The organism is Brachybacterium sp. J153, from assembly GCF_036311905.1.
In the GTDB taxonomy this organism is placed as follows: domain Bacteria; phylum Actinomycetota; class Actinomycetes; order Actinomycetales; family Dermabacteraceae; genus Brachybacterium.
Window position 1 is genome coordinate 92514 of record NZ_JAZDCH010000010.1, and the last position, 22149, is coordinate 114662.

At 74.5% G+C, this 22149-nt stretch carries 14 protein-coding genes; 5 read left to right on the forward strand and 9 right to left on the reverse strand.

Annotated elements, in window-relative coordinates:
- Positions 1–3: 3 nt before the first annotated feature.
- From V1258_RS05975 to V1258_RS05995, 5 genes are all read right to left on the reverse strand, one after another.
- A complete protein-coding gene (locus tag V1258_RS05975) occupies positions 4–2115 on the reverse strand; it encodes an acyltransferase family protein (RefSeq protein WP_329748802.1) in 2112 nt (703 codons plus the stop codon).
- A 19-nt stretch (positions 2116–2134) separates the two neighbouring features.
- The gene (locus V1258_RS05980; protein ID WP_329748803.1) at positions 2135–3454 is read right to left on the reverse strand and encodes a M18 family aminopeptidase; all 1320 of its coding nucleotides are present in this window, start codon (positions 3452–3454) and stop codon (positions 2135–2137) included.
- On the reverse strand, positions 3451–5445 hold the full coding sequence (locus tag V1258_RS05985) for a DUF6541 family protein (RefSeq protein ID WP_329748804.1): 1995 nt from the start codon (positions 5443–5445) through the stop codon (positions 3451–3453). Before V1258_RS05985 ends, V1258_RS05980 begins: the two co-directional genes overlap by 4 nt.
- Before the next feature lie 72 nt (positions 5446–5517).
- Positions 5518–8016: an acyltransferase family protein gene (locus V1258_RS05990; protein WP_329748805.1), complete on the reverse strand. Its 2499-nt coding sequence runs from the start codon at positions 8014–8016 to the stop codon at positions 5518–5520.
- Positions 8017–8185: 169 nt separating this feature from the next.
- Positions 8186–9133: a hypothetical protein gene (locus V1258_RS05995; RefSeq protein WP_329748806.1), complete on the reverse strand. Its 948-nt coding sequence runs from the start codon at positions 9131–9133 to the stop codon at positions 8186–8188.
- A gap of 120 nt (positions 9134–9253) precedes the next feature.
- On the opposite strand from V1258_RS05995, the gene tgt reads away from it, so the two are divergent.
- Both tgt and V1258_RS06005 read left to right on the forward strand, forming a co-directional pair.
- Positions 9254–10591: a tRNA guanosine(34) transglycosylase Tgt gene (tgt, locus tag V1258_RS06000; protein WP_442878582.1), complete on the forward strand. Its 1338-nt coding sequence runs from the start codon at positions 9254–9256 to the stop codon at positions 10589–10591.
- A gap of 7 nt (positions 10592–10598) precedes the next feature.
- Entirely contained in the window at positions 10599–12209 is a 1611-nt protein-coding gene (locus V1258_RS06005) for a hypothetical protein (RefSeq protein WP_329748807.1), read from the forward strand.
- A 51-nt stretch (positions 12210–12260) separates the two neighbouring features.
- Here the strand turns inward: V1258_RS06005 and V1258_RS06010 are convergent, their stop codons facing one another.
- The gene (locus V1258_RS06010) at positions 12261–13061 is read right to left on the reverse strand and encodes a hypothetical protein (RefSeq protein ID WP_329748808.1); all 801 of its coding nucleotides are present in this window, start codon (positions 13059–13061) and stop codon (positions 12261–12263) included.
- Positions 13062–13137: 76 nt separating this feature from the next.
- The gene (locus V1258_RS06015) at positions 13138–16131 is read right to left on the reverse strand and encodes a glycoside hydrolase family 2 TIM barrel-domain containing protein (protein WP_329748809.1); all 2994 of its coding nucleotides are present in this window, start codon (positions 16129–16131) and stop codon (positions 13138–13140) included.
- A 427-nt stretch (positions 16132–16558) separates the two neighbouring features.
- Here V1258_RS06015 and V1258_RS06020 point away from each other — a divergent pair, with 427 nt between their 5' ends.
- The gene (locus tag V1258_RS06020) at positions 16559–18109 is read left to right on the forward strand and encodes a DUF3375 domain-containing protein (RefSeq protein ID WP_329748810.1); all 1551 of its coding nucleotides are present in this window, start codon (positions 16559–16561) and stop codon (positions 18107–18109) included.
- On the opposite strand, the gene V1258_RS06025 is transcribed toward V1258_RS06020, so the two are convergent.
- Together V1258_RS06025 and V1258_RS06030 are read right to left on the reverse strand one after the other, a co-directional pair.
- Entirely contained in the window at positions 18079–18567 is a 489-nt protein-coding gene (locus V1258_RS06025; protein WP_329748811.1) for an MGMT family protein, read from the reverse strand. The two genes, V1258_RS06020 and V1258_RS06025, sit on opposite strands and share 31 nt — an antisense overlap.
- A 98-nt stretch (positions 18568–18665) precedes the next feature.
- The gene (locus tag V1258_RS06030) at positions 18666–20069 is read right to left on the reverse strand and encodes a hypothetical protein (protein ID WP_329748812.1); all 1404 of its coding nucleotides are present in this window, start codon (positions 20067–20069) and stop codon (positions 18666–18668) included.
- A gap of 160 nt (positions 20070–20229) precedes the next feature.
- Between V1258_RS06030 and V1258_RS06035 the strand changes: the two genes are divergently transcribed.
- Together V1258_RS06035 and V1258_RS06040 are read left to right on the forward strand one after the other, a co-directional pair.
- Positions 20230–20913, forward strand: a complete 684-nt coding sequence (locus tag V1258_RS06035; RefSeq protein WP_329748813.1) for a DUF4194 domain-containing protein — start codon at positions 20230–20232, stop codon at positions 20911–20913.
- A gap of 167 nt (positions 20914–21080) precedes the next feature.
- Positions 21081–22148 carry an ABC transporter substrate-binding protein gene (locus V1258_RS06040; protein WP_329748814.1) on the forward strand — a complete coding sequence of 356 codons (1068 nt, stop codon included), beginning with the start codon at positions 21081–21083 and terminating at the stop codon, positions 22146–22148.
- The last annotated feature ends 1 nt before the right edge of the window (position 22149 follow it).

Consider the following 22149-nt stretch of genomic DNA (forward strand, 5'->3'; position numbering starts at 1 on the left):
CCCTCACCAGCGGAAGCCGGCCTCCTCGAGGCGCGCCGCGACCGCGTCCTGCATCGAGGCGGCGTAGGTGCCGGTGAGGTGATCGCGGTCCAGGGAGACCCGCACGTTGCCGATCACCGGCGAGCAGACGCCCTCCGGACAGATCAGATCGTTGACGTCGAGCGGGGCGACCCCCTCCGGATGCTCCGCGAGCAGCGCCGCATCGGGCCGTTCGCGGGAGAGCGGCTCCGGCAGCGGGGAGGCGCACGAGGGGTCTTCGGCGCCCTTCTCCTCCGTGCAGGGCACCGGCTCGACCGCGAGGCGCGGCTGATCCCGCAGCGCGATCACCTCGATGCCGGCGGCGGTGAGGTCCCTCAGCGTGGTCTCCATCCCGGGCGTGACCGTCTCTTCGAGCTCCGCGGAGAGGAACGTGGAGTGGACCAGGACGGCGTCGGGCGAGACCCGCTCGATGTACTCGCGGGCCTGGGCGCTCCACGCATCGCAGTCGGGGGAGACCTCCGCGTCGGGGGCGTAGACGCATCCCCCCTTCCACAGCGTGATCAGGGTCCAGCCGTGCTCCCGGGCGAGCGGGATGAGGGCTCCGGTGAACTGCTCGATGCGGGAGTTGCCGACGCTGATCACGACCTTCCCGTCCGGGTCGCCCTCGACGATGCCGCACGAGGTCCGCTTCGGCTCCGCGTCAGGCCGGGGCTCCAGGTCACCGGAGCAGAGCGTGCCGCTCACCACCCAGTCGCCGGGGACCGTGGCCGCCGACGGCAGCGGCGCGGCATCGGGGTCCGCGTCGGGATGGACGGTGAAGCCCGGGTCCAGCACGCGGGCGCCGGGGTTGTCGGCGACCGCACGGGCCTCCGCCTCGCGCTGCTCGCCGAGCAGGTGCTCGCGCGCGCCGAGCATCGGGGCGAGCGCGAGGACGAGGCAGCTCGCGACCACGAGACCGCCGCGCCAGGCCCGGGCCCCCGCCCAGGGCCAGCGCCGGATCGGGGTGTCGACGAGTCGGGTGAGCAGCCCGGCGAGCACGAGCGAGGCGAGGATCAGAACCAGCCCGTCGAGCACTCCCGCGCGGGCCTTTCCCGCATGGGCCAGGTACAGGGTGAGCAGCGGCCAGTGCACGAGGTAGAGGCCGTAGGAGACATCGCCCAGGCGCGCCGCCGGACGGCTCGAGAGCAGCCGGTCCACGCCCAGTCGGCTCCCCGTCGCTCCCGCCCACAGCACGAGCGCCGCCGCGGTGAGGGGCCAGGCGGCGATCCAGCCGGGGAACGCGCCCTGCACGTCCACGAGCAGGCCGCAGGAGAGCAGCCCCAGGATCCCCGCCCAGCCGGCCGCGACGCGCACGGGGGAGACGCGGGGCCGGGCCCGTCGGCCGCGGGAGCGCTCGCGCCGCTCCTCGAGGGCGGGCAGCGCGAGCCCCAGCAGCGAGCCGGCCGCGAACTCCCACAGCCGCGCGGCGGTGTCGAAGTAGGCGATCTCCTGCTGAGTGGCGGTCGAGACCACCGACCAGGCGAAGGAGGCGACCAGCACGAGGGTGAAGACCACGGCGAGGACGGGGCGCACGGACCAGCGCCGCCAGCGAGCCACGAGCACCGCCGCGCCGATCAGCAGCGGCCACAGCAGGAACACCTGCCCCTGGATGGACAGAGACCAGAAGTGCTGGAAGGGCGAGGCGCCGACCTCCTCCGCCGCGTAGTAGTCCACGCCGCGCCGGATCAGCACCCAGTTCTGCACGTGCAGCACCGAGCCGATCGCGTCGGTGATCGCGGTCATCCAGCGCTCCGCGGGCAGCAGCAGGTACACCCCGGCGAGGGTCGCGAGCGCCACCACCGTCGTGGGCGGCAGCAGCCGTTTGAAGGTCCGCGCCCAGTAGGCGAGCGGGGCCGTCGGCCGCCCCGCCCCGACCCGGCGCATGAACGTGCCCACCAGCAGGAAGGAGGAGAGGAAGAGGAAGACGTCCACGCCGCCGGAGACCCGGTCGAACCACACGTGGTAGAGGACCACGAGGCCGATCGCGACGCCGCGGAGCCCGTGCAGCTCGGGCCGGAAGCGGCCCGCGTGCGAGGCGGGGTGAGCACCGACGCCGGCGGCTTCGGCGGGGGCGGGGGCGCGGGACGGGGAGGACATCGTGGGAGTGCGGGTCCGTTCAGCCGCGGAGGAAGGAGGCGCAGGCCTGCTGCAGCAGCAGCGGATCCGCGGTCGCGCACATCTCGCGGGCCGAATGCATCGACAGCAGGGTGATGCCCACGTCGATCGTGGTCATCCCCAGGCGCGTCGCGGTGATCGGGCCGATGGTCGAGCCGCAGGGCATGGCGTTGTTCGAGACGAAGCTCTGATGGGGCACGCCCGCCCGCTCGCACGCCGCGACGAAGGCGGCGATGCCGACGGCGTCCGTCGCGTAGCGCTGGTTGGCGTTGATCTTCAGCATCGGTCCCTCGCCGAGGCGGGGCCGGGTGACGGGGTCGTGCCGCTCGGGGTAGTTGGGGTGCGCGGCGTGCCCCGCATCCGCCGAGAGCACGAGCGAGGAGGCGAGGACCTGGCGGCGGCTCGCCTCGTCCCCGCCGAGCGCGGCGTGGACCCGCACCAGCACGTCCTCGAGGAAGGGCCCGGCCGCGCCCGAGCGGGTCGCGGAGCCCACCTCCTCGTGGTCGTTGGCGACCAGCAGCGCGAGCGGCGCGGGACCCGCGGCGGTCTCCGCGCGGTCCCCGGCGGCGACCGCGATCAGCGCCTCCACCTCGGCGTGCACCGAGCTGAGGTTGTCCAGCCGCCCGGAGGCGAGGAACTCGTCGGAGGCACCGAAGAGCGCGGGCGCCTGGGAGTCGGCGGTGACCACGTCGAAGCCCACGATCTCGTCCCGTGCGACCCCGGCGCGCTCGGCCAGGACCTCGAGCACGTCGCCGGGGGCGAAGCCGAGCAGCGGCTGCATGTGCCGCTGCGGATCCAGGGTGAGGCCGTCCTTGGTGACGCCGCGGTCCAGGTGCACCGCGAGCTGGGGGACGCGCAGCAGGCCCGGGGTCTCCACGAGCACGGTGCGGCCGTCGGCGAGGGCGAGGTGGCCGGCGAGGCGCAGCTCGCGGTCGAGCCACGAGTTCAGCAGCGGCCCCCCGTAGATCTCGACGCCCACCTGGGCGAGACCCTCGCCGCCGAGGCGCGGGTTCGGCTTCAGCTTGAGGGCCGGGGAATCGGTGTGGGAGCCGACGATCCGCAGCGGCGTCGCGGCGTCCGTGCCCTCCGGGGCGGACCAGGCGATGAGGGATCCGTCGCGGAGCACGTAGCGGTCCCCGGAGACGTCCTCGCGCTCCCAGCGGCGGGTCTCGACCAGCTCCGTGAAGCCCGCGGCCTCAAGCCGGCGCGCCGCCTCGCGGGCCGCATGGAAGCTCGAGGGGGAGGCGGTGACGAACGCCCCGAGGTCCAGGGCGACGGTGCGGGCACGGGGGGAGGGCGCGGCGGCCGAGAAGGGGCTCATCCGGTCATTGAACCATCGGACATGCGGCACGGGAGCAGACGGAGCAGCCGCGCGTCGCCCTCCTGGGCGATGACCTCCGCGGCGCCCGTCTCGGAGATCTCGTCGAGCCCGGTGTAGGTCGCGGAGCGGCCCAGCAGCTCCTGCGGGCCGAAGTCCAGTGCGTACTCGACGTCCAGCTCCTCGACCGCGTCGCACACCTCCGGGTTTCGCTGTGCCTCGTCGAGCTCGGCGTTGAGCAGGTGCACCTGGGGCTCCGCCTGGAAGCCCATGAAGGTGTTCAGCACCTGCCGGTCCGAGACCGCGTAGGCGAGGGAGGACCCGTTCCAGGCGTTGGTGGCGATCACGGCGTCCTCGGGCACCAGCTCGGGGAGGCGGCGCAGCAGCGTCAGCTCGTCCTCGGTGAGGAGCTGGTCGCCGTGCCAGTCCTGCTTCAGATACCACATGTTCACTGCGGCGGCGCGGGAGACCAGCGAGAAGGTCAGCACCATGGCGACGCTCGCGACGACGGCGACGGCGCCGATCAGCGGTCGGCGCGGGGAGCGGAGGTCGCGCAGGGCCGGGACGCGCGCGGCGACGACGCGCACGATCACGTCGAGCCCCACGGCCAGCACCGGCACCGCGATCACCGGGAGGATCGCGCTGGCCCGATAGTTGTCGCTGTACCAGACGCCCGTGAGCAGGTAGCGGAGGTCCCCCTCCGGGGTCGCGCGGGTCGCGATCCCGAACAGCGCAGCGACGGCGTAGGGGGCGAGCATCCAGCGGGAGCGGGCGCTGAGAGCGACCGCGAGGAGGCATCCGGCGACGACGATGCCGAGCGGCACGAAGGTCGGTGTCGCGTTCGGGGAGAGCGAGCCGACCTGCCCGATCGCCTCGACGAGGGAGGCGTTGGGCGTCCAGACGGCCGAGCTCTGCGGGGGCCGCACCAGGATGGAACCGACCACGCCGAGCACCGCGGTGGCCCCGCCGAGCAGGGCGAGCACCACGGCCGCGCGCCAGGACGACTCCCCGCGGCGCGCCCGCACGGTCGCGGCGACGGCTCCCGCGAGCAGGATCGGCACGCCGAGGGCGAGGCCCACGAACACCCCCTGGCCGTGCGCGGCGGCCGCGGCCCCGCAGCCCGCGACCAGCACCACGGAGAGCGGGAGCGGGCGCAGCCGCTCCGGTCCCGCGGGGGTGAGCCCGGCGAGCTGGGCGACGCCGAGCACCACCAGGGGCATCATGCCGATCGAGAGCAGGTACGGCAGCAGGATCCCCCAGGACATGAGGGAGAGGGGGAAGGCGGCGGTGACGCCCGCTAGGGCTCCCGCGGCGAACAGCCCCGTCGGCCCCACGGGCGTGCAGGCGCGCACCAGCGCCACCAGTCCCAGCGGCCACAGCACGCAGCCCACCAGGAGCATCAGCACGTTCGAGGCGAGGATGATCTCCTGCCCGGAGAGCTGGACCACGAGGCTCGTCGCCTGATGCCACAGCGCCGGGTAGTAGGACCCCTGCCCGGGCAGGGCCGTCATCCCGCCCACCGTGAAGGCGGAGGCGTCGTGCATCCGCAGGATGTGGCGGACGGCGTTGAGGTGGAAGACGTTGTCGTAGGTCTGGCTGAGCGCGTCGATCGAGCCCATCATGCGCAGCGACCGCGCGAGCAGCACGGTGATCCCGAGCGCGAGCCCACCGCCGACGGCGAGGCCGGTCAGCAGTCGGCGGGACGTCTCCGCGGGCTCCGCGCCGGCGGGCGCCACGGCCGGGCGGCGGCGGCCGAGGAGCCACAGCACCGCCCCCAGGACCAGGCCCAGCACGAGGGCCGACAGCGGGGTCCACGGCACGGAGAGGATCCGTCCGAGCTCCGCGGCGAGGGTGATCAGGAACAGCGAGAGCGGGGCGAGGAGCGCCGCGGCGGTGAGGGGCCGCAGGCGCAGGGCGAGCACGCCCGGCAGACCCGGCAGCACGAGCACCGCGAGGGCGGCCGGGACCGTCACGGCCACGGCGAAAGCGTCCACGCCGGGCACCCCTTTCTCCTCGGGGCCGCCTCTCGGCCCGGAACCGTCCGATCGTAGCGGCCCGGCGACGGCTCAGAACCCGGCTGCGGTGAGCCTCTCGGTGGCGGCGGGGGCGAGCGTCTCCTCGACGAACAGCCGGGTGAGGTGGTCGTCGTCCATGTAGACGTAGACGTCGCCGAGCACGGGCGAGCATCGTCCGTCGGGACAGATCTGGTCGCTGAGGTCCAGCAGGGTCACACTCGCGTCCGGCCCGGTGAGCGCCGCGAGCGGGGCGGCGGGGTTCTCGGCGGCGAACTTCGCGGAGGCTTCCGCGCCGCAGGCGGCGTCGGCGTCCGCCGGGGTGCCGCCGTCGTCGACCACGGACTCCGCGCACTGGAACTGGTCGGCGGACCAGCGGGGCGTGTCCCGGGTGACGATCACGTCGAGGCCGCGGTCGAGCAGGGCCTGCACGGCGGTGTCCGCGCCGGTGGGCAGCAGCTCCTCGCCGGAGTCCGCGGAGGTGAGCGTCATGGTGGCGAGCACCGTGTCCACGTCGACGGAGTCCAGGTAGGACAGCACCCACTCGTCGTAGCCCGCGCAGTAGGCGTCCCGTTCCGCCCCGGCGAGGAACGGGCAGCCGTCCATCGACAGGTTCACGATCTGGGCGTCCCGCTCCTCGGCGAGCGGGATCAGCGCGGGGATGTACTGGCGGGAGTGGGAGCTGCCCACCACCACGATGGTTTCGGCGGGCTCGGAGCCGGCGGGCAGCAGCTGCTCGCAGTGGACGTTGCGGAAGACGACCGACGGCGCCCATGCGCCGCTGCAGGACTCGGGCAGGGAGGGCCACTGCCCGCCCAGTTGCCAGCCGGCGGGGCGCAGCACGGCGGGGGCCTCGGTCGCGACCTCGTCCGTGGGCAGCTCCTGTCCCTGGGCCGCGGGGACCGGCTCGGGCTGGCGGTTCAGCCAGGTCCACCAGCCGCCGCTCGCGCCGAGCACGAGGGCGAGGCTCAGCGCGATCGCGGTCAGCGCTCGCCAGGGCCTCGCCTCGAGCCAGCGGGAGCGGCGCACGGGGGCGTCGATCGCCCGGGTCAGAATCCAGGCGAGCACCACCGAGCCCGCGAGGACCGCGGCGCCGTCGAGCAGGCCCGCCCGCTCCTGGCCGCTGTGGTGCAGCCACACCACCAGGATCGGCCAGTGCACGAGGTAGAGGGCGTAGGAGATGTCGCCCACGAAGGCCGCGGGCCGGGTCGACAGCAGCGCGTCCACGCCCCAGCGCCGCCCCGAGTGGCCCGCGACCACCACGGCGCCCGCCGCCGCGAGCGGCACCATCGCGATCCAGCCCGGGAACTGCGAGGACACGTCCAGCACGATGCCCGTGGCGAGCAGCAGGGCGATGCCCGCCCAGCCGGTCAGGGCGCGCAGGGCTCCGAGTCGCGGGGCCCGCTCCTCCTCGGGGCGCCGCGCCCCGGTCCAGCGGTCCAGGGCGGGCAGGGCCAGGGCCAGCATCGAGCCGGCCGCGAACTCCCACAGCCGGGCCGCGGTGTCGAAGTAGGCGACCTGCTGCTGCGACTGGGTCGAGAGTACCGACCAGGTGAGGGACGCCGCCCCGATCAGGGCCATGATCGCGAGCAGCGGTCGACGGATCGGCCGACCCCGCCGGGCCCGGCGGACGACGAGGGCGAACAGCAGCGGCCACACGACGAAGGCCTGCCCCTGCACGCTGAGGGACCAGAAGTGCTGCAGCGGGGAGGCGGCTCCCGCATCGCGCGCCTGGTAGTCGACCTGCAGCAGCACCAGCAGCGCGTTCTGCAGGTAGACCGCGGAGGCGACGGCCTGCTGCATCACCGTCGGCCACAGCGAGGCGGGCAGGAAGGCGGCCGTCGCCGCGAGGGCGAGCAGGATCGTCACCGCCGCGGGCGGCAGCAGCCGCTTGAAGGTGTGCAGCCAGTAGCGGGGGATCGCGAGGGGGCGCCCGCTCTCGAGGCGCCGCACGAAGGTGCCGGTGAGGAAGAAGGCGGAGAGGAAGAGGAAGACGTCCACACCGCCCGACACCCGGCCGAGCCAGATGTGGTAGACGGCCACCAGGCCGAGCGCCACGGCGCGCAGGCCGTGCAGCTCGGCGCGGAAGGCGGGGCGGTCCCGGCGCTGGGGGCCCGCGGGGACGGTGACGGCCGACGGGTCGGAGGGGATCGTCCCCGCGGCGTCCTCAGCGGGGGCGGGCGCCGCCTGATCCCGCTGCGGCCGCCACGTGCCCGCCACGGAGCCCGCGGTGGACCAGGCGTCCTCCGCCTCCCGCTCGGCGTAGGACTCGAGCGGTCCCTGGAGCCAGTCGTCGAGGGTCGAGGTCTGCGAGGGCAGGGCGGCGGCGAGCCAGGGCGTGGGATCCGCGATCGGTCCCGCGGGAGGTGCCTCGCCCGCGGGGGCGGGTTCGGGGGCGGGGTCGACGGGGGCCGACACCGGCTCGCCGTCCTGGGTCCAGTCCTCGAGCGAGTCTGCCGGAGCCGCGGCGCGGCGCGCGGCCTCCTGCTCCTCGGCGATGGCGCGGGCGAGGGCCACCTGGCGGGCGGTCTCCTCCTCGCTCAGCGCGCGCACCCGACGACCACCCCGGCGCGGCGCCGGGGGATCAGCGGGCGAGGTGATCGCGATCGCCTCCTCCCACGGGGCGAGGGGCCGAGGGCGTCGACATCGGAGGGACTCCTGGGATCGGGTCGAGCGGACCCCGCGATCCTACGGCGCGTCAGGGCCCGGGACCATCGGGTGCTCAGCGCCGCGCACGACCCCGGCGCCCCAGCTCGAGCACCAGGCCGACCACCAGCAGCACGGCGCAGATCCCGAGGCCGACGGGCTGGAGCAGCGCGACGATGCGGTTCACGAACAGCGCGAGGTCCGACGGCACCGCCGACCACGGCCCGCTCGAGGGTGCCAGCAGGAAGCGCTGGAAGAGCGTCTGCAGGGCCCCGATCAGGGGGAACAGCGCGATCAGGACGATGGCGGTCCAGCGCAGCAGGGACTCGGCACGTCCGGCCAGGAGCACGGCACCGAGGCCCACGAGCCCGGCGACCAGGGACCACACGGCGAGCATCGCCTGCACCGCGGCGAAGGTGTCCAGGCCCGCCCCCGACAGGACATCGATCGCGAACTCCAGGGTCAGCTGGATCAGGGCCGAGAGCACGACCACCACGAGCAGGGCACCCACGAGGGCGGGGACCCGCAGCGGAAGGCGGGCTCCCCGCGAGGCCGGACGAGACGCGGTCGCCGCGATGAGCAGGCACACCCCGGCGAGGACGAGGGTGATCAGGCCGGTGACCGCGCTCGTGGCGAGGTTCAGCCACCCGAGGACGGCGACGTCGCCCCGCGGGGAGGTGCCCAGGGCGAGCACGATCCGGGCGAGCGTCGAGAGCAGTGCGACCAGCTCGCGCCCGACGAGGAGGCCGAGCGCGACGAGCGGCAGCATCGCCACCCGGTCCGGGCCGAGGCGCCCGTGCCGCAGCATCTGCGCGACTTCGAGGGCGACGATCACCCCGGCGACGGTGCCGACGACGATGATCGGCGCGACGACGAGTCCGCCCGCCGCCTCGGAGACCCAGAGCGCGGGGACCTGGAGGAGCAGGAGCAGCGGAGCGTGGAGCAGCGCGGCGATCGCGGTGATGATCGCCCAGAGGCGCAGGCGCGCGCCCGGGGACGGGACGGGGGAGGGGGTCTCGGACATGGGTGCTCCTGCGGTCGCGACCGGTGCGGAGGAGGCAGGAGCTCCCCGTGCCGGCCCCCACCGGATGCTCCGCCCGCATCCTCCCACGGCGCCGCCCGCTGCCCCCGGTCATGGGAGCATGTGCCGGTGACCTCCGCCGACAGCAGCCCTGAGCCCGCCGCTCGCCCCGCCGCCCCCTCCGGCCCCCTTCTGGAGCCTTCCGCGCATCCCGGACGGGAGAGCACCGGCTTCGCGGTCACCGCCCGCCACGGCGAGAAGGCCCGCGCCGGGGTGATCACCACCCCGCACGGAGAGATCGCGACCCCCGCCTTCGTGCCGGTCGGCACCAAGGCCACGGTCAAGGCGGTGCTGCCCGAGTCGATGGCGGACCTCGGCGCCCAGGCGCTGCTCGCCAATGCCTACCACCTCTACCTCCAGCCCGGCCACGACCTCGTGGACGAGGCGGGCGGGCTCGGCGCCTTCATGAACTGGCCCGGCCCCACCTACACCGACTCCGGCGGCTTCCAGGTGATGAGCCTCGGCGCCGGCTTCCGCAAGGTGCTCTCCTCCGAGTTCTCCGGCGGGGAGAAGGCCCGTACCGCCTCCGGCGAGGACGACGCGGTCGCCGAGGGGAAGGAGCGCCTCGCCCACGTCGACGACGACGGGGTCACCTTCCGCTCCTTCATCAACGGCGACGAGCACCGCTTCACCCCCGAGGTCTCGATGCAGATCCAGCACGGCCTCGGCGCGGACATCATGTTCGCCTTCGACGAGCTCACCACCCTGATGAACTCCCGCGGCTACCAGGAGCGGGCGCTCGAGCGCACCCGGCTGTGGGCGCTGCGCTGCCTGGCCGAGCACGCCCGGCTCACGGCCGAGCGCACCCACCGCCCCTATCAGCAGCTGTGGGGCGTCATCCAGGGCGCCCAGTACGAGGACCTCCGCCGGCAGGCCGCCCGGGATCTCGGGGCGATGGACGTGGAGGGCTGGTCCTTCGACGGCTTCGGGATCGGCGGGGCGCTCGAGAAGGAGAACCTCGGCACGATCGTGGGCTGGGTGACCGACGAGCTGCCCGAGGACCGGCCCCGCCACCTGCTCGGCATCAGCGAGGTGGACGACCTGTTCACCGCGATCGCCGCGGGCGCGGACACCTTCGACTGCGTCTCGCCCTCGCGCGTGGCCCGCAACAGCGCCGTCTACACCCGCACCGGCCGCGTGAACCTCACCGGCGCCCGCTACCGGCGGCAGTTCTCCCCGATCGACGAGACGTGCGACTGCTACACCTGCACCCACTACACCGCGGCCTACGTCCACCACCTGTTCCGGGCCAAGGAGATGCTCTCCTCGACCCTGTGCACGATCCACAATGAGCGCTTCGTGGTGCGCCTGGTCGACGAGATCCGGGCCGCGCTCGGCACCGGCGACTTCGACGCGCTGCGCGAGGAGCGCACCGGCGCCTACTACGGCTCGCCGCGGTGACCCGGCGGTGAGCGAGGACGCCGCGGGGGATGACCGGGCAGGGACGAGGCGTGGTGACGGCCTCGACCCGGTCCTGGCGCTCGGCGTGGCGGTCGTGCTCGCGGCGTTCGCCGGGGTGGCCGCGCTGCTCGCCGGGCACCTGCTGCTGGGCTGGCTGCGCCTGCTCGCGGGAGTCCTCGCGGGCGGCGCGCTCGGCGCCGCGATCCTCGCCCTGCCGGGCGCCCGCCCCGGGCCCCGGGCCCGTCGGGTGATGGCCCTCGGCCTCGCGCTGGTGCTCGCCGCGGCGCTGACCCTCCCGGCCGTGCGCGCCGCCCGCCCCGACGACCTCGCGGAGCGGGCGAGCACGCGGATCGCGCCGCTCGCGGAGGGGGACGCGGTCGCCTCGGTCCCCGTCGCCGGCTCCCCGGTGCTGGTGCGCCGGGCCGACGGCTCCGCGCAGCTGCTCACCCCCGGTGCGGGCGCGGTTCAGCTCGAGACGGTCCCGGGGGACGTGCTCGCGCTCTCCGCCGACGGGACCCGCCTGGTGCAGGTCAGCGCGGGGGTCACCCGGGTGACGGAGATCGACCCCGCCTCCGACGGTCTCCTGCAGCGCTGGTCCGAGGTCGCCGGCGAGCCGCTCGCGCTCGCGGGGGACGTGCTCGTGGTGCGGGCCTGTGCGGAGGGAGTCTGCCGGATCAGCGGCGTCGACCTCGAGGCCCCCACCGAGCCGCTGTGGACCGTGACCGGTGGCGCGGCGGACGCTGCGGACGGGGCGGGCGGTGAGGCGTCGCGCGGCCCGGACCCCGTCGGGGTCAGCGTGCCCGCCCGGCCGGACGCCCCCGCCGGACTCCTCGACGCCGTGACCGCCACGGGTGTGCTCGGCGACGTGCCGCTGCACGCCGATCCGGTGCAGGGCTGGGTCCAGCTCGACCCCGCGACCGGCTTCCCCGTCGGCCAGGTGCTCGCCACCCCGGACCAGGACTGCCGGATCGCCGCGACCACCCCGGCGCCCGCCCCCGCCTCGCTGGAGGAGGACGCGCCGGTCGTGCTGACCGCCTGCTCCGCGGAGGACGGAGCGCTCACGGTCACCGCCTTCCGCCATGGCTCCGTGCTGTGGACCTCGGACCCCTCCCCGGCGGGCGACTGGGAGGTGCGGCTCGAGGACGGCCGGGTGCTCGCGACCGGCACCGAGGCGGGCACCGACGTGGCCGGCGAGATCGTCGCCTCCGCGGAGCGGGCCGCCTGGACCGCGCCCGGCGGCGAGGCGGCGGGAGAGATCCTCACCCCCGTCGCCCGGATCGGCCTCGACGGCTCCCGCATGGTGCTCGCCAACGACGCCTCGCAGCTCGTCGCCCACGACCTCGCGACCGGGGAGAACACCTGGACCGCCCCGCTCCTGGGGGATCCGCGCGCCCTGCGCGGCGGCCTCGGCGCCGGGAGCGTCGTCGTCCTCGAGCGACTGCCCCGCGAGCGGGCCCTCGACCCGCGCCCCCTGCAGCGCCTGCGCGTGCTCGACGCCGCGAGCGGCCAGGAGCTGCTCTCCCTGCGCACCGCCGCGGAGATCACTGACGTGCAGCCCGTGGGCGGCGGCCGGGCCATGGTGACGACCGACGGGAGCACCCTCCTGCTCGGCGGCTGAGGATGCTCCCGTCGGGGGCTGCGGTGCCGGCGGCACCGCGGGGGTGGGTTCTCAGGCGGTCTGCGCGGCCGCGCGGCGGATCATCATCAGGCCCACCACGAGCGCGACGACCACCAGCAGCCAGTGCAGCAGCTGCAGGATCAGGACGACCACGGAGCCGGCGACGGACTCGGTCACGGCGTTCTGCGCGAACACCAGGATCAGGTACGCGAACCAGGAGAGCACCAGGGTCCCCGCGATCACGAAGGCGCCGATCCGGGCCCGGCCGGAGGACTGCACCCCCACCATGATCGAGAGCACCAGGACGGCGAGGGTGACCAGGACGACCACGCCCAGGAGCAGGAACAGCAGGATCACCCCGATGCCCGCGACCGCCATGGTGCCGTCATAGCCCAGGCCCGCACCCGAGGAGAATCCGACAGCGAAGCCGAGGATGACGGCGCCGACGACGACCAGCGTGCGCAGCACGAGCAGCGTGATCACCGAGATGTTCAGCCACTTGCGCAGGCCCGGGCTCGCGCCGGAGGTCGCGGCGGGAGCGGTCCCCGGGTAGCCACCGGGAGCGGACGCGGAGCCCGCGTAGCCGCCCATCGGCGCGGCCGACTGCTGCGGCGCGGGCGGGGGCGAGGCCTGGCCCCAGGCGGGAGCCGGGCTCGCCGCCGGTGCGGAGGGCTGCCCCCAGGCCGGAGCCGGGCTCGCCTGCGGGGCGGGTGCCGGCTGCCCCCAGGCCGGCGCCTGCTGGGCTTGCTGGCCCGGCTGGTCCTGCTCGTGCGGCTGTCCCGATCCCTGCGGCGGGGGCGGCGGAGCGCCCCACTGCTGCTGTCCATCCCCTGCTCCGTACCCCTGCGACATGCTGCTCCCTCGAGACCGCGCCGATCGGGAGTGACCGGCGTCGGCCCCCAGGCTATCGGTCCCGAGGGAGCGGGCCTCAGCCGCGGCGGGGGGCGAGGTGGAAGGAGAAGGTCTCCTCCCGCGGCGAGAGCACGTACTGCGGCAGCGGGATCGGGCCGCACGCCGCGGAGCCGACGCCCTGCAGCGCCGCCGACAGCGTCACCCAGGTGCGGCCGTCGGCGCTCAGCGCGCCGTCGTGGTCCGTCGCATCGAGCTCGGCCGTGGACCACGGGCGGACCGCGAGTCCCAGGCCCTGCGGGGCGCGCAGCTCGAGACCGCCGTCCGCGCCGGTCAGCGCGGCCCGGACCACGCCCGCCCGGTTGCCGTTCTCCTGCGGGAAGACGTACGGCACCTGCAGGTCCGCGACGCTCGAGCGGTACGTGCCGAAAGTGGTGCCGCCGCCGGTGTCCGGATAGGACTCGTGCGGGCCGTAGCCGTCGTACTCGACCTCGCCCGGCGCGCCGGAGAGCGCGAGAGTCCAGCCGATCCGCGGCATCGGCAGGTCCTCGCGCCAGGTCGACGAGGGGGTGATCGTCACCGTGACCTCGACGGCGTCGGCATCCCCGCGCCAGCGCTCGAGGACGTCGGCGCCGATCGCGCTGCCGTCGAGGCCGAGGCGGGTGCGGATCACCAGCTCCTCGCCGTCGGCGGCGATGTCGACCAGCCGCCGACGCGCCACGTCCAGCCCGATCCGCTTCCAGCGCGCCTCGAGCGGGTAGCGGGTGCGGGCACGCTCGTTGTCGACCGGGGCCCGGTAGAGGTCCGCGTAGGAGTGCTCGACCGCGAGGTCCCCGAGGGCGACGAGGCGCCCCAGGTCGTCGAAGCGGGCGGGGCCCAGCGACCACGAGCCGTCCTCCGCCGGCACAGGGGCGACGGCCGGTGCGGGGGCCGGGGCGGACTCGGCGGCGAGTCGCTCGGCGTCCACGTGGTCCGCGGCGACGATGAGATGTCCGGCGGGCAGCGGGCCCTCCGGCTCCCGCTGCAGGACGCGCACCACGACGGCGGCCGACGCCTCGCCGGGCAGGGCCACGTCCGCCTCCGCGCCCGGGGCGATCGCGGGCAGCTCGAGCGGGGTCCAGCTGCGCTGGCCGTCGCGTGAGACCTCGGCCCGCAGGTGGGCGAGGTCGCGGAAGGCGTAGCGGTTGCGGATCCGCACCCGGTCCGGCGCGACCGAGAGGCCGACGGGGGAGTAGTGGTGCTTCGCGTCGAGCAGCGCGGGCGAGGGGGTGCGGTCGGGGAGCACGAGGCCGTCGGCCACGAAGTTGCCGTCGTGCAGGCGCTCGCCGAAGTCGCCGCCGTAGCCGTAGATCTCGTTCCCGTCGGCGTCGGTGGTGACGAGGCCGTGGTCGATCCACTCCCAGATGAAGCCGCCATGCAGCGCGGGATAGCGCTCAGTGAGCTCCATGTACTCCTTCAGCGAGCCCGCGCCGTTGCCCATGGCGTGCGCGAACTCGATCCACAGGAAGGGCTTCTTGAGCGCTGGCGGATCCGTGAAGTGGCCGTCGGGGACGTCGAGCGCGAAGCCGCGCAGCATGTCGGTGAGCTTCTGCTGGTACTCCTCGCTCAGCGCGCGGCGACCGATCTGCTCGGACTCGTCGACGGTCGAGTACATGAGCGAGAAGACGTCGACGTACTCGGCGGCGTAGTCCTGCTCGTAGATCACCGGGCGGGTCGGATCGGTCTCGCGCACCGCGGCCACCATCGCCTCGGTGACCGGACCGGAGGCCGCCTCGTTGCCGATCGACCACAGGACGATCGAGGCGTGGTTGCGGTCGCGGCGGACGAAGCGGCGGCTGCGCTCCTCGAGCGACTCCCGGAACAGCGGATTGCGGGCAGGACCCTCCGCGGCGCCCGAGCCGTCCTCCCCCCACGTCGAGTCGGCGTGGAAGCCGTGGGTCTCGAAGTCGCCCTCGCAGATCACGTACAGGCCCAGCTCGTCGCACACGTCGAGGAAGCGCTGGTGCGGCGGGTAGTGGGAGGTGCGTACGGCGTTCAGGTTGTGCTGCTTCATGAGCTGCACGTCGAGGTCCTGGTTCGCGAGGTGCTGGGTGCGGCCGACGACCGGGTCCGCCTCGTGGCGGTTCACGCCGCGGAAGACGATCCGCTCGCCGTTGACCCGGAAGATGTCGCCGTCGATCTCGACGCGGCGGAAGCCGAGGCGGAGGGTGACGGTCTCCGCGCCGTCGGCGGTGGTGACGGTCGCGTCGTAGAGCGTCGGCGTCTCGGCGCTCCACGGGTCGACGGCACCGACGGCGATCGCCGTGCCGTCGGCCGCGGCCTCGAGGCCGAGCGCGGGCACCCGGATCGTCGCGGGGACCAGCTCGCCGTCGGCCCCGTAGGCGGACGCGGTGAGGAGGCCCTCCCCGATCGCGGGGTCGAAGTCCGCGTGGGTGACGAGGTCGTGGATCCCGCCGGCGGGGCGCAGCAGCAGGTCGACGCTGCGGAAGATCCCCGAGGCCCACCACATGTCCTGGTCCTCGACATAGGTGTTGACCGACCACTGCACGACCCGTACGTCGAGGCGGTGGCCGCCCTCGGGGGCAGGCGCGGCGAGCGCGTCCGTGACGTCGAACTCCTGGGTGAGGCGGGAGCCGGCGGTCACGCCGATCTCCGCGCCGTCGATCCAGACCTTGGCCGCGGAGTCCACGCCCTGGAAGCGCAGCAGGATCCGGGCACCGGCGGCGAGCTGCTCCGCCCACTCGGCGGGGACGGGGAGCGTGCGCGAGTAGTGGCCGGTCGGGTTCTCGTCCGGCACGTGCGGCACGTCGCGCGGGATGGGGTAGATGACGTTGGTGTACTGCGGGGCGCCGTAGCCCTGCAGCTGCCACAGTCCCGGCACCTCGACCGGGGCGGGCTCGCCGAGGCCCGTGCCGTCGGCCCGCTGGCCGTAGCGGAAGTCCCAGGTGCCGTCGAGGGAGAGCACGGGCGCGTCGGTGCTCAGGTGGGCGCGTCCGGCCAGGCGGTTGCGACCGGCCGGCAGCTCCTCCCACCAGCGGTCGGTGCGGTCTGAGGTCGGGAGGGATGTGCTCATCGGTGAGTCTCCTGGCAGGCGCGAGGCGTGAACGTTCACGGATGAGTGTATCGGGGGATGGGGCGGCGCGCACCGGACCTGGCCGACGGTCCCGGTCCCGCGCCTCTCCTCAGGTCCCGCCGCTTCCGTCCCGCTCCGGTCCCGCGTCGCCCGGTCCCGCGCCGCCGAGTGCTGCATCTGGACCGCTTCGCCCCAGCCGCGCCGGTCTCGCGCTGCCGAGTGCTGCATTTGGACCGCCTCGGGGCCGTGGGGACGGTCCTAAGGCAGCACTCGGCGTGAGTGCGCGGCGGGGCCTGGCCACTTGGCGAGGGCCTGGGCGTGAGGCGAGGGCCTGAGCACGGGGCGGGGCGTGGCCACGAGGCCGGCCGGCACCTCGCCGCGGCGCCGTGCCACGACGCGCCGCCGCGCCTGGCTAGACTCGCTCCTCGTGACCACGACCGAGCCGAACCGGTGGACCGACCGCCGCAGCGACGCCGTGTCCGCGCGCAAGGAGGCCTACGAGCAGCTGCGTCGGGCCAGCACCTGGCGCTTGCTCGCCGCGACCAAGGCACCCGCCGTCCTCGCGATCCTGCAGGCCACCTTCCCCGCGGGCGACCGGCGCCTGCCGCGCAGCGAGCTCATCGCCCGCGTCGGCGCGCATCTCGCGCTGCTGCACGACGAGGACGAGCACCGGGCCGACGGCGCCGGCATCGAGGAGGACTCCGACCTCGGGGAGGGCCGCGCCGGGCGCAGCGCCGCCGAGTACGTCGACGGCTGGGTCCGCGAGGGCTACCTGACCCGTCGCGACGACCCGCAGCGCACCGAGACCACCTTCGAGCCGTCCCCGGCCACGATCGACGCGATCCAGTTCATCGCGTCCCTCGAGGAGCATCGGCCCACCACCACCGAGTCGCGCCTGCAGCTCGTCGTGCAGCAGTTCGAGCGGCTCGCCGAGGAGACCGAGACCGACCGGGATGTGCGCCTGGCCGACCTGCAGCGCCGCCGCGAGAGCATCGAGCGGGAGATTCGCGACCTCGCCGAGGGCGAGCTGATGCTGCCCAGCCCCGAGGCCTCCGTCGACCGCCTGCGGGACATCCTGCAGATCGCGGCCGAGCTCTCGGGGGACTTCCTCCAGTACCGCGAGGACCTGCGCGGCGTCGACCTGCACCTGCGCGAGCAGATCCTCTCCCCGGAGTCCTCGCGCGGCGAGATCCTCGAGCAGCTCCTCGCGGGCGACGACCTGCTGGGGCAGTCCACCGTGGGCCGCACCTTCACCGCGTTCTTCCGGATGCTCAACGACCCGGTGCAGACCCGCACCACCCAGGACCTCGTCGACCGGCTCCTCGAGCGTGACTTCGCCCGCTCCCTCGGCCGGGCCGAGCGGGAGAGGCTCGCGAACGTCTTCAGCGACCTCTACGAGCCGGCGCAGGAGGTGCTCGACGTCAAGACCGAGCTCTACCGCTCGCTGGCCCGCTTCGTGCGCTCCCAGGATTTCCGCCAGCACCGCGTGTTGCTCGAGGCGCTCCAGGAGGCGCAGGGCGTGGCCCTCGCGCAGAAGGACGAGGTGTCCACGCGGGCGCCCTTCGGCCTCGAGCTCGACCTCTCGCGGGTGCGGCTGTCCTCCGTCGCCCAGCACCGGCTCAAGGACCCCACCGATCCCGGCGCGCCCGCCGAGGCAGAGGTGCACGATGCGACCTCGCTCAGCGTCGAGGTGCTCGCCGACCTGGTCCGCACCAACGACATCGACCTCGTCGGCCTCACCTCCCATGTCAACGACGTCCGCGGCCGCGCGGGCCAGGCGTCGATCGGCGAGGTGCTGCGGGAGCGGCCGGCCGAGCAGGGCCTCGCGAGCGTGATCGGACTGATGTTCCTGGCCACCTCCCACGCCCAGGAGCGCGAGGGGTCCACCGAGATCGTCACCTGGCGCGAGCTGGACGGACGCGACTACGCGGCGCGGATCCCCGCCTACTACTTCTTGGACGACCTGCCCGTGGAGTGAGCGGGCGGGGTCGAGATCGACTCAGCCTCAGCCTCAGCCGCGGCCTCAGCCTCAGCCGCGGCCTCAGCCTCGGCCGTGGTCTCGAGTTCCGCGAGCGCGGGTGCGGCGTCGGCGCGCAGCTGCTCGAGATCCGCGCCGTAGCGGCTCATCCGGCATCCCAGCCCGTTGGGCTTCAGCTCGATGCCCTCCCGCTCCCAGTGGGGGAGCGCCCGGGCCAGCAGCGGATGGTCGCCGTAGCTGTTCGTCACCCTCCACCACGGCACCGAGGAGCCCCAGGTACCCATGATCCGGCCCACGAGCCGCGGCCCCACGCCGACGATCGCGCCCACCTCGCCGTAGGCGACCACGCGCCCGACGGGGATCGCCTCGACCACGCGCAGCACGCGCTCGACGGTGAGGTCGTCCATGCGGGTGCGCGGCCCGGGGGAGTGCGCGCGGGGAGCAGGGTCGGCGGGCATGCCGGTCAGTGTGGCACGGGCGCGCACGCGACGAGAGGCGCCGACGGCAGGTCGTCCCTGACCCCGGCGCCCCTCGTCGTCAGGTCGCTCCGCCGCGGTCAGCGACGGGGCTGCTCGCCGTCCTCCGGCGGGACGATGCCGTCCTCGGTCCCATCCGGGCCCTTGGGGGCGCGGAACTCGGGGTCGGCCGACGCGCGGTCGCGGGACGTGTGATCGCGGTCCGCGTAGCCCTCCTCCGCCTGGCGGACCTCCACGGGTTCGGCACCGTACTGGCCGTCGCCATAGGGCGAGGGACGCGTGCCCTCGTGTGCCGGCCGCATGTCCTGCCCCTCGGTCGACTCGAGGCGGTCGAACGCCGAGGTCCCGCCGTCCTGCTCCTCCGGGGGCATGCCGCGGTGCCGGGGGGCGGGGCGGTCCGTCTGCCCCTCCTCGCCGACGGCCGACGTGCCCGCCGCGGCGGGCGTCCCGGCACCGTGGTGCTCGGGGCCGTCGGGGCTCCCGACGTGCTCCTCGCGGGAGTCGGTGCGCTGCTCGTCGCGGACTCGGTCCTGGGCGTGCAGATCGCCCTGCGTGTCGCGAACGACATCGGGGTTGTCGGCCGCGGAGCCGACCCACGGGCCGTCGTCCCGGCGATCGACGGGGCGGTCCCCGGTCACGCCGTCGCGCGTCACGCCGTCGTCCTGTCGTGCATCGGGGCGACCGTCACGACGGTCTGCGGAGTCTGCGGCAGCGGCACCCCCGACGGCGCCCGCCCCGGCGGCCGATCCGGCGCCGTGACGCTGACGGTCGGCACGGTCGGCACGGTCGGCACGGTCGGCATGGTCGGTGCCGTCGTCGCCGCGTCCGAGGTCGTCCCGGCGTCCGAGGTCCTCGTCGCGGGCAGGAACCTCCTCGCGCGGATCGCCGCGGTGGCCTCCGGCGGGGTGCTCCTCGGCGTGCTGATCACCGCGGTGCGCGGCCTCTCGGTCGGCGCGGTCCTCGGACCGCTCCTCGTGCGTCGCCGCGGCGGCACCGCCTGCGATCGCGGCCCCGGCGCCCGCTCCGGCCGCGGTGCCCGCTCCGGAGGTGCCGGCGGTGCCGCGCTGCTCGGGATCGGGAGTACCGGGATCGGGAGTGTCGGGGTCGAGCCGGTCGGCCTCGGCGAGCCGCTCCTGCACCGAGGAGCGGTCCTTCTCCACGGCGGCGCGCTGCTCCTCGGCCTCGGCGCGGCGGCGCTCCGCCGCGATCTGCTCCTGCTCGGCCTCCTTGACCTTGCGCTCGGCCTCCAGACGGGCGCGATCGGCCTCGAGCTCGGTCTCGCGGGCGGCGAGATCACGATCCTGAACGGCCTTCTCCTGTGCTCGCGCCTCGTCGCGCAGCTCGGCGGCGCGTTGGCGGTCCGCCGCCTGCTGGGCCTCGCGCCGCTTCCGGGCACCGAGCAGGCCGAGCACGACGGCCAGGACGATCACGAGGATCACCACCACGACCAGGACGATGATGAGAAGAATGGGAATGTCGGACATGGTCGCTCCTTGCCGTCGGTCCCCGGCCCATCCGGGTCGGGGAGGCATCATGGGATGCCCCTGCATTCCACCAAACACCGTCGCCGTGGTCACGGCTTTCGGGGAAATCGACCGGGGGCGAGCCTCGGCGGGGCGGTGCGCGCCGGTAGGGTAGGGAGCCGTGACGAGCACCGGAATCCGCCCCGACAGCGATGCGCAGGACCAGCTGCAGCAGGTCGATGCCGCCCCCACCGCCCCCGGCTCGACCCTGGTCGACGAGTCGCGCCGCGTCCTGGTGCACCTCCTGCAGGGCCCCTATCTCGACGGACGCCGCGACCCCACCCGCTACGCGCAGCTGCTGCGCGACCGGGCCGCGCTCGAGCGTCGCCTCGAGGACCTCTTCCTCGAGCTCGTCGTCGACGACGACGCCCAGGTCGCCTTCGTGCGGCAGAGCGAGGACGATCCCGACGCCCCGAAGCTGCTGCGCCGCCTGACGGGCCTGAACCGGCTGGACTCGGTGCTGCTGCTGGTGCTGCGTCAGATGCTGCTGACCCAGTCCTCCCGCGGTCAGCGCACCGTCGTCTCCGAGGCAGAGCTGCAGCAGGCGCTCGCCGCCTACCGCCGCACCACCTCGACCGACGAGGCCGGTTTCGCCAAGGAGGTGCGGGCCGCGATCGCGAAGCTGCAGCGCGCGGGGCTGCTCGACGAGCAGGGCGACGACTACGAGGTCTCCCCGGTGCTGCGCCTGATGATCGGGCCCGACACGGCGCGCGAGTTCATCGAGCTGTACCGCCAGGCAGGCGTCGGCGGCCTCGAGGACCCGGCGGATGCCGACGCGGCCGACGAGGACGGCGCGCAGGACTGACGCGCCGTCGCTGCTGCCGTCGTGCCCCGGTGCCACCCGCCGCGGCGCGCCGTCGCCGACGTGATCCGCGCCGCATCGGCGCCCAGCAATTGAGCAACGTCGTTCGCGCGTAATAAGGTCAGGCTTGCCTCACCCCCGCTCCCGGGGGTCCGTCGACAAGGACAGCCATGACCCCGTCCCTCTCGCGCCGCTCCGTGGTGCTCACCGCTCTCGCCCTGCCCGCGCTCGCCGCCTGCAGCCCCGACGGCGGCTCCACGACCGGCTCCGCTGCGTCCGATGCAGGGTCCGATGCGGGCTCCGCCGCGAGCGGATCCTTCCCCGTGACGGTCGAGCACCTCTACGGGACCACCGAGATCGCCGCGGCGCCGACCCGCATCGCGACCGTCTCCTGGGTCAACGGCGACACCGTCCTGGCGCTGGGCGTCGTCCCCGTCGGCCTGCCGCTGGTCGAGTGGGGCGGCAACGCCAACTCCTCCACCGACTGGAACGACGCGAAGCTCGAGGAGCTCGGCGCCGCCTGGGGCGGCGAGAACGCTCCCACCACGTACTCCGAGGCCGACGGCGTCAACACCGACGAGATCGCCGCGCTCACCCCCGACCTCATCGTCGCCGCCTACTCGGGCCTCACCGAGGAGGAGTACGCGACCCTCTCCAAGATCGCCCCCACCATCGGCCCCCTCGCGGCGAACTACACCGCCTCCTGGGAGGACGTCCTCACCGCCGTCGGCGCCGCGACCGGCCGCAGCGAGGAGGCCAGCGCGCTCGTCGACCAGCTCACCGCTGATCTCGCGGCCGTCGGCGAGGAGAACCCGGAGGTCGCCGACTCGACCTTCATCGCCGGCAACCTCTCGCTGTCCGACCACCTGATCTCGATCTACTCGGGCGACGACACCCGCCCCCGCTTCTTCACGGCGCTGGGCATGACCCAGGCCGAGGTGGTCACCGAGAACACCGCCGACGAGAGCACCTTCTACTTCGAGTGGTCCGCCGAGCGCGCCGACGAGCTCGTCTCCGACGTCTTCTACACCTGGGCCGCCGCCGGCGACACCGTCGAGACCTTCCAGCAGGACTCGCTCTTCTCCACCATCCCCGCGGTCGCCTCCGGCGCGCTGGTGCTCACAGCCGACGACCACCAGACCCTGTCGGTCTCCGCGGCGAGCGCCCTGAGCATCCCGTGGGCGCTCGAGAACGTCGTCCCCTCGGTGGTCGAGGCCGCGAAGACCGCGCGGGCCTGAG

What these genes read in the sequence shown, in the direction of transcription:
- V1258_RS06025 (WP_329748811.1), bottom strand. Translation starts at nt 18,567, where the DNA reads ATGCCCGCCGACCCTGCTCCCCGCGCGCACTCCCCCGGGCCGCGCACC.
- V1258_RS06015 (WP_329748809.1), bottom strand. Translation starts at nt 16,131, where the DNA reads ATGAGCACATCCCTCCCGACCTCAGACCGCACCGACCGCTGGTGGGAG.
- V1258_RS06030 (WP_329748812.1), bottom strand. Translation starts at nt 20,069, where the DNA reads ATGTCCGACATTCCCATTCTTCTCATCATCGTCCTGGTCGTGGTGGTG.
- V1258_RS06010 (WP_329748808.1), bottom strand. Translation starts at nt 13,061, where the DNA reads ATGTCGCAGGGGTACGGAGCAGGGGATGGACAGCAGCAGTGGGGCGCT.
- V1258_RS06040 (WP_329748814.1), top strand. Translation starts at nt 21,081, where the DNA reads ATGACCCCGTCCCTCTCGCGCCGCTCCGTGGTGCTCACCGCTCTCGCC.
- V1258_RS05995 (WP_329748806.1), bottom strand. Translation starts at nt 9,133, where the DNA reads ATGTCCGAGACCCCCTCCCCCGTCCCGTCCCCGGGCGCGCGCCTGCGC.
- V1258_RS05980 (WP_329748803.1), bottom strand. Translation starts at nt 3,454, where the DNA reads ATGAGCCCCTTCTCGGCCGCCGCGCCCTCCCCCCGTGCCCGCACCGTC.
- V1258_RS05975 (WP_329748802.1), bottom strand. Translation starts at nt 2,115, where the DNA reads ATGTCCTCCCCGTCCCGCGCCCCCGCCCCCGCCGAAGCCGCCGGCGTC.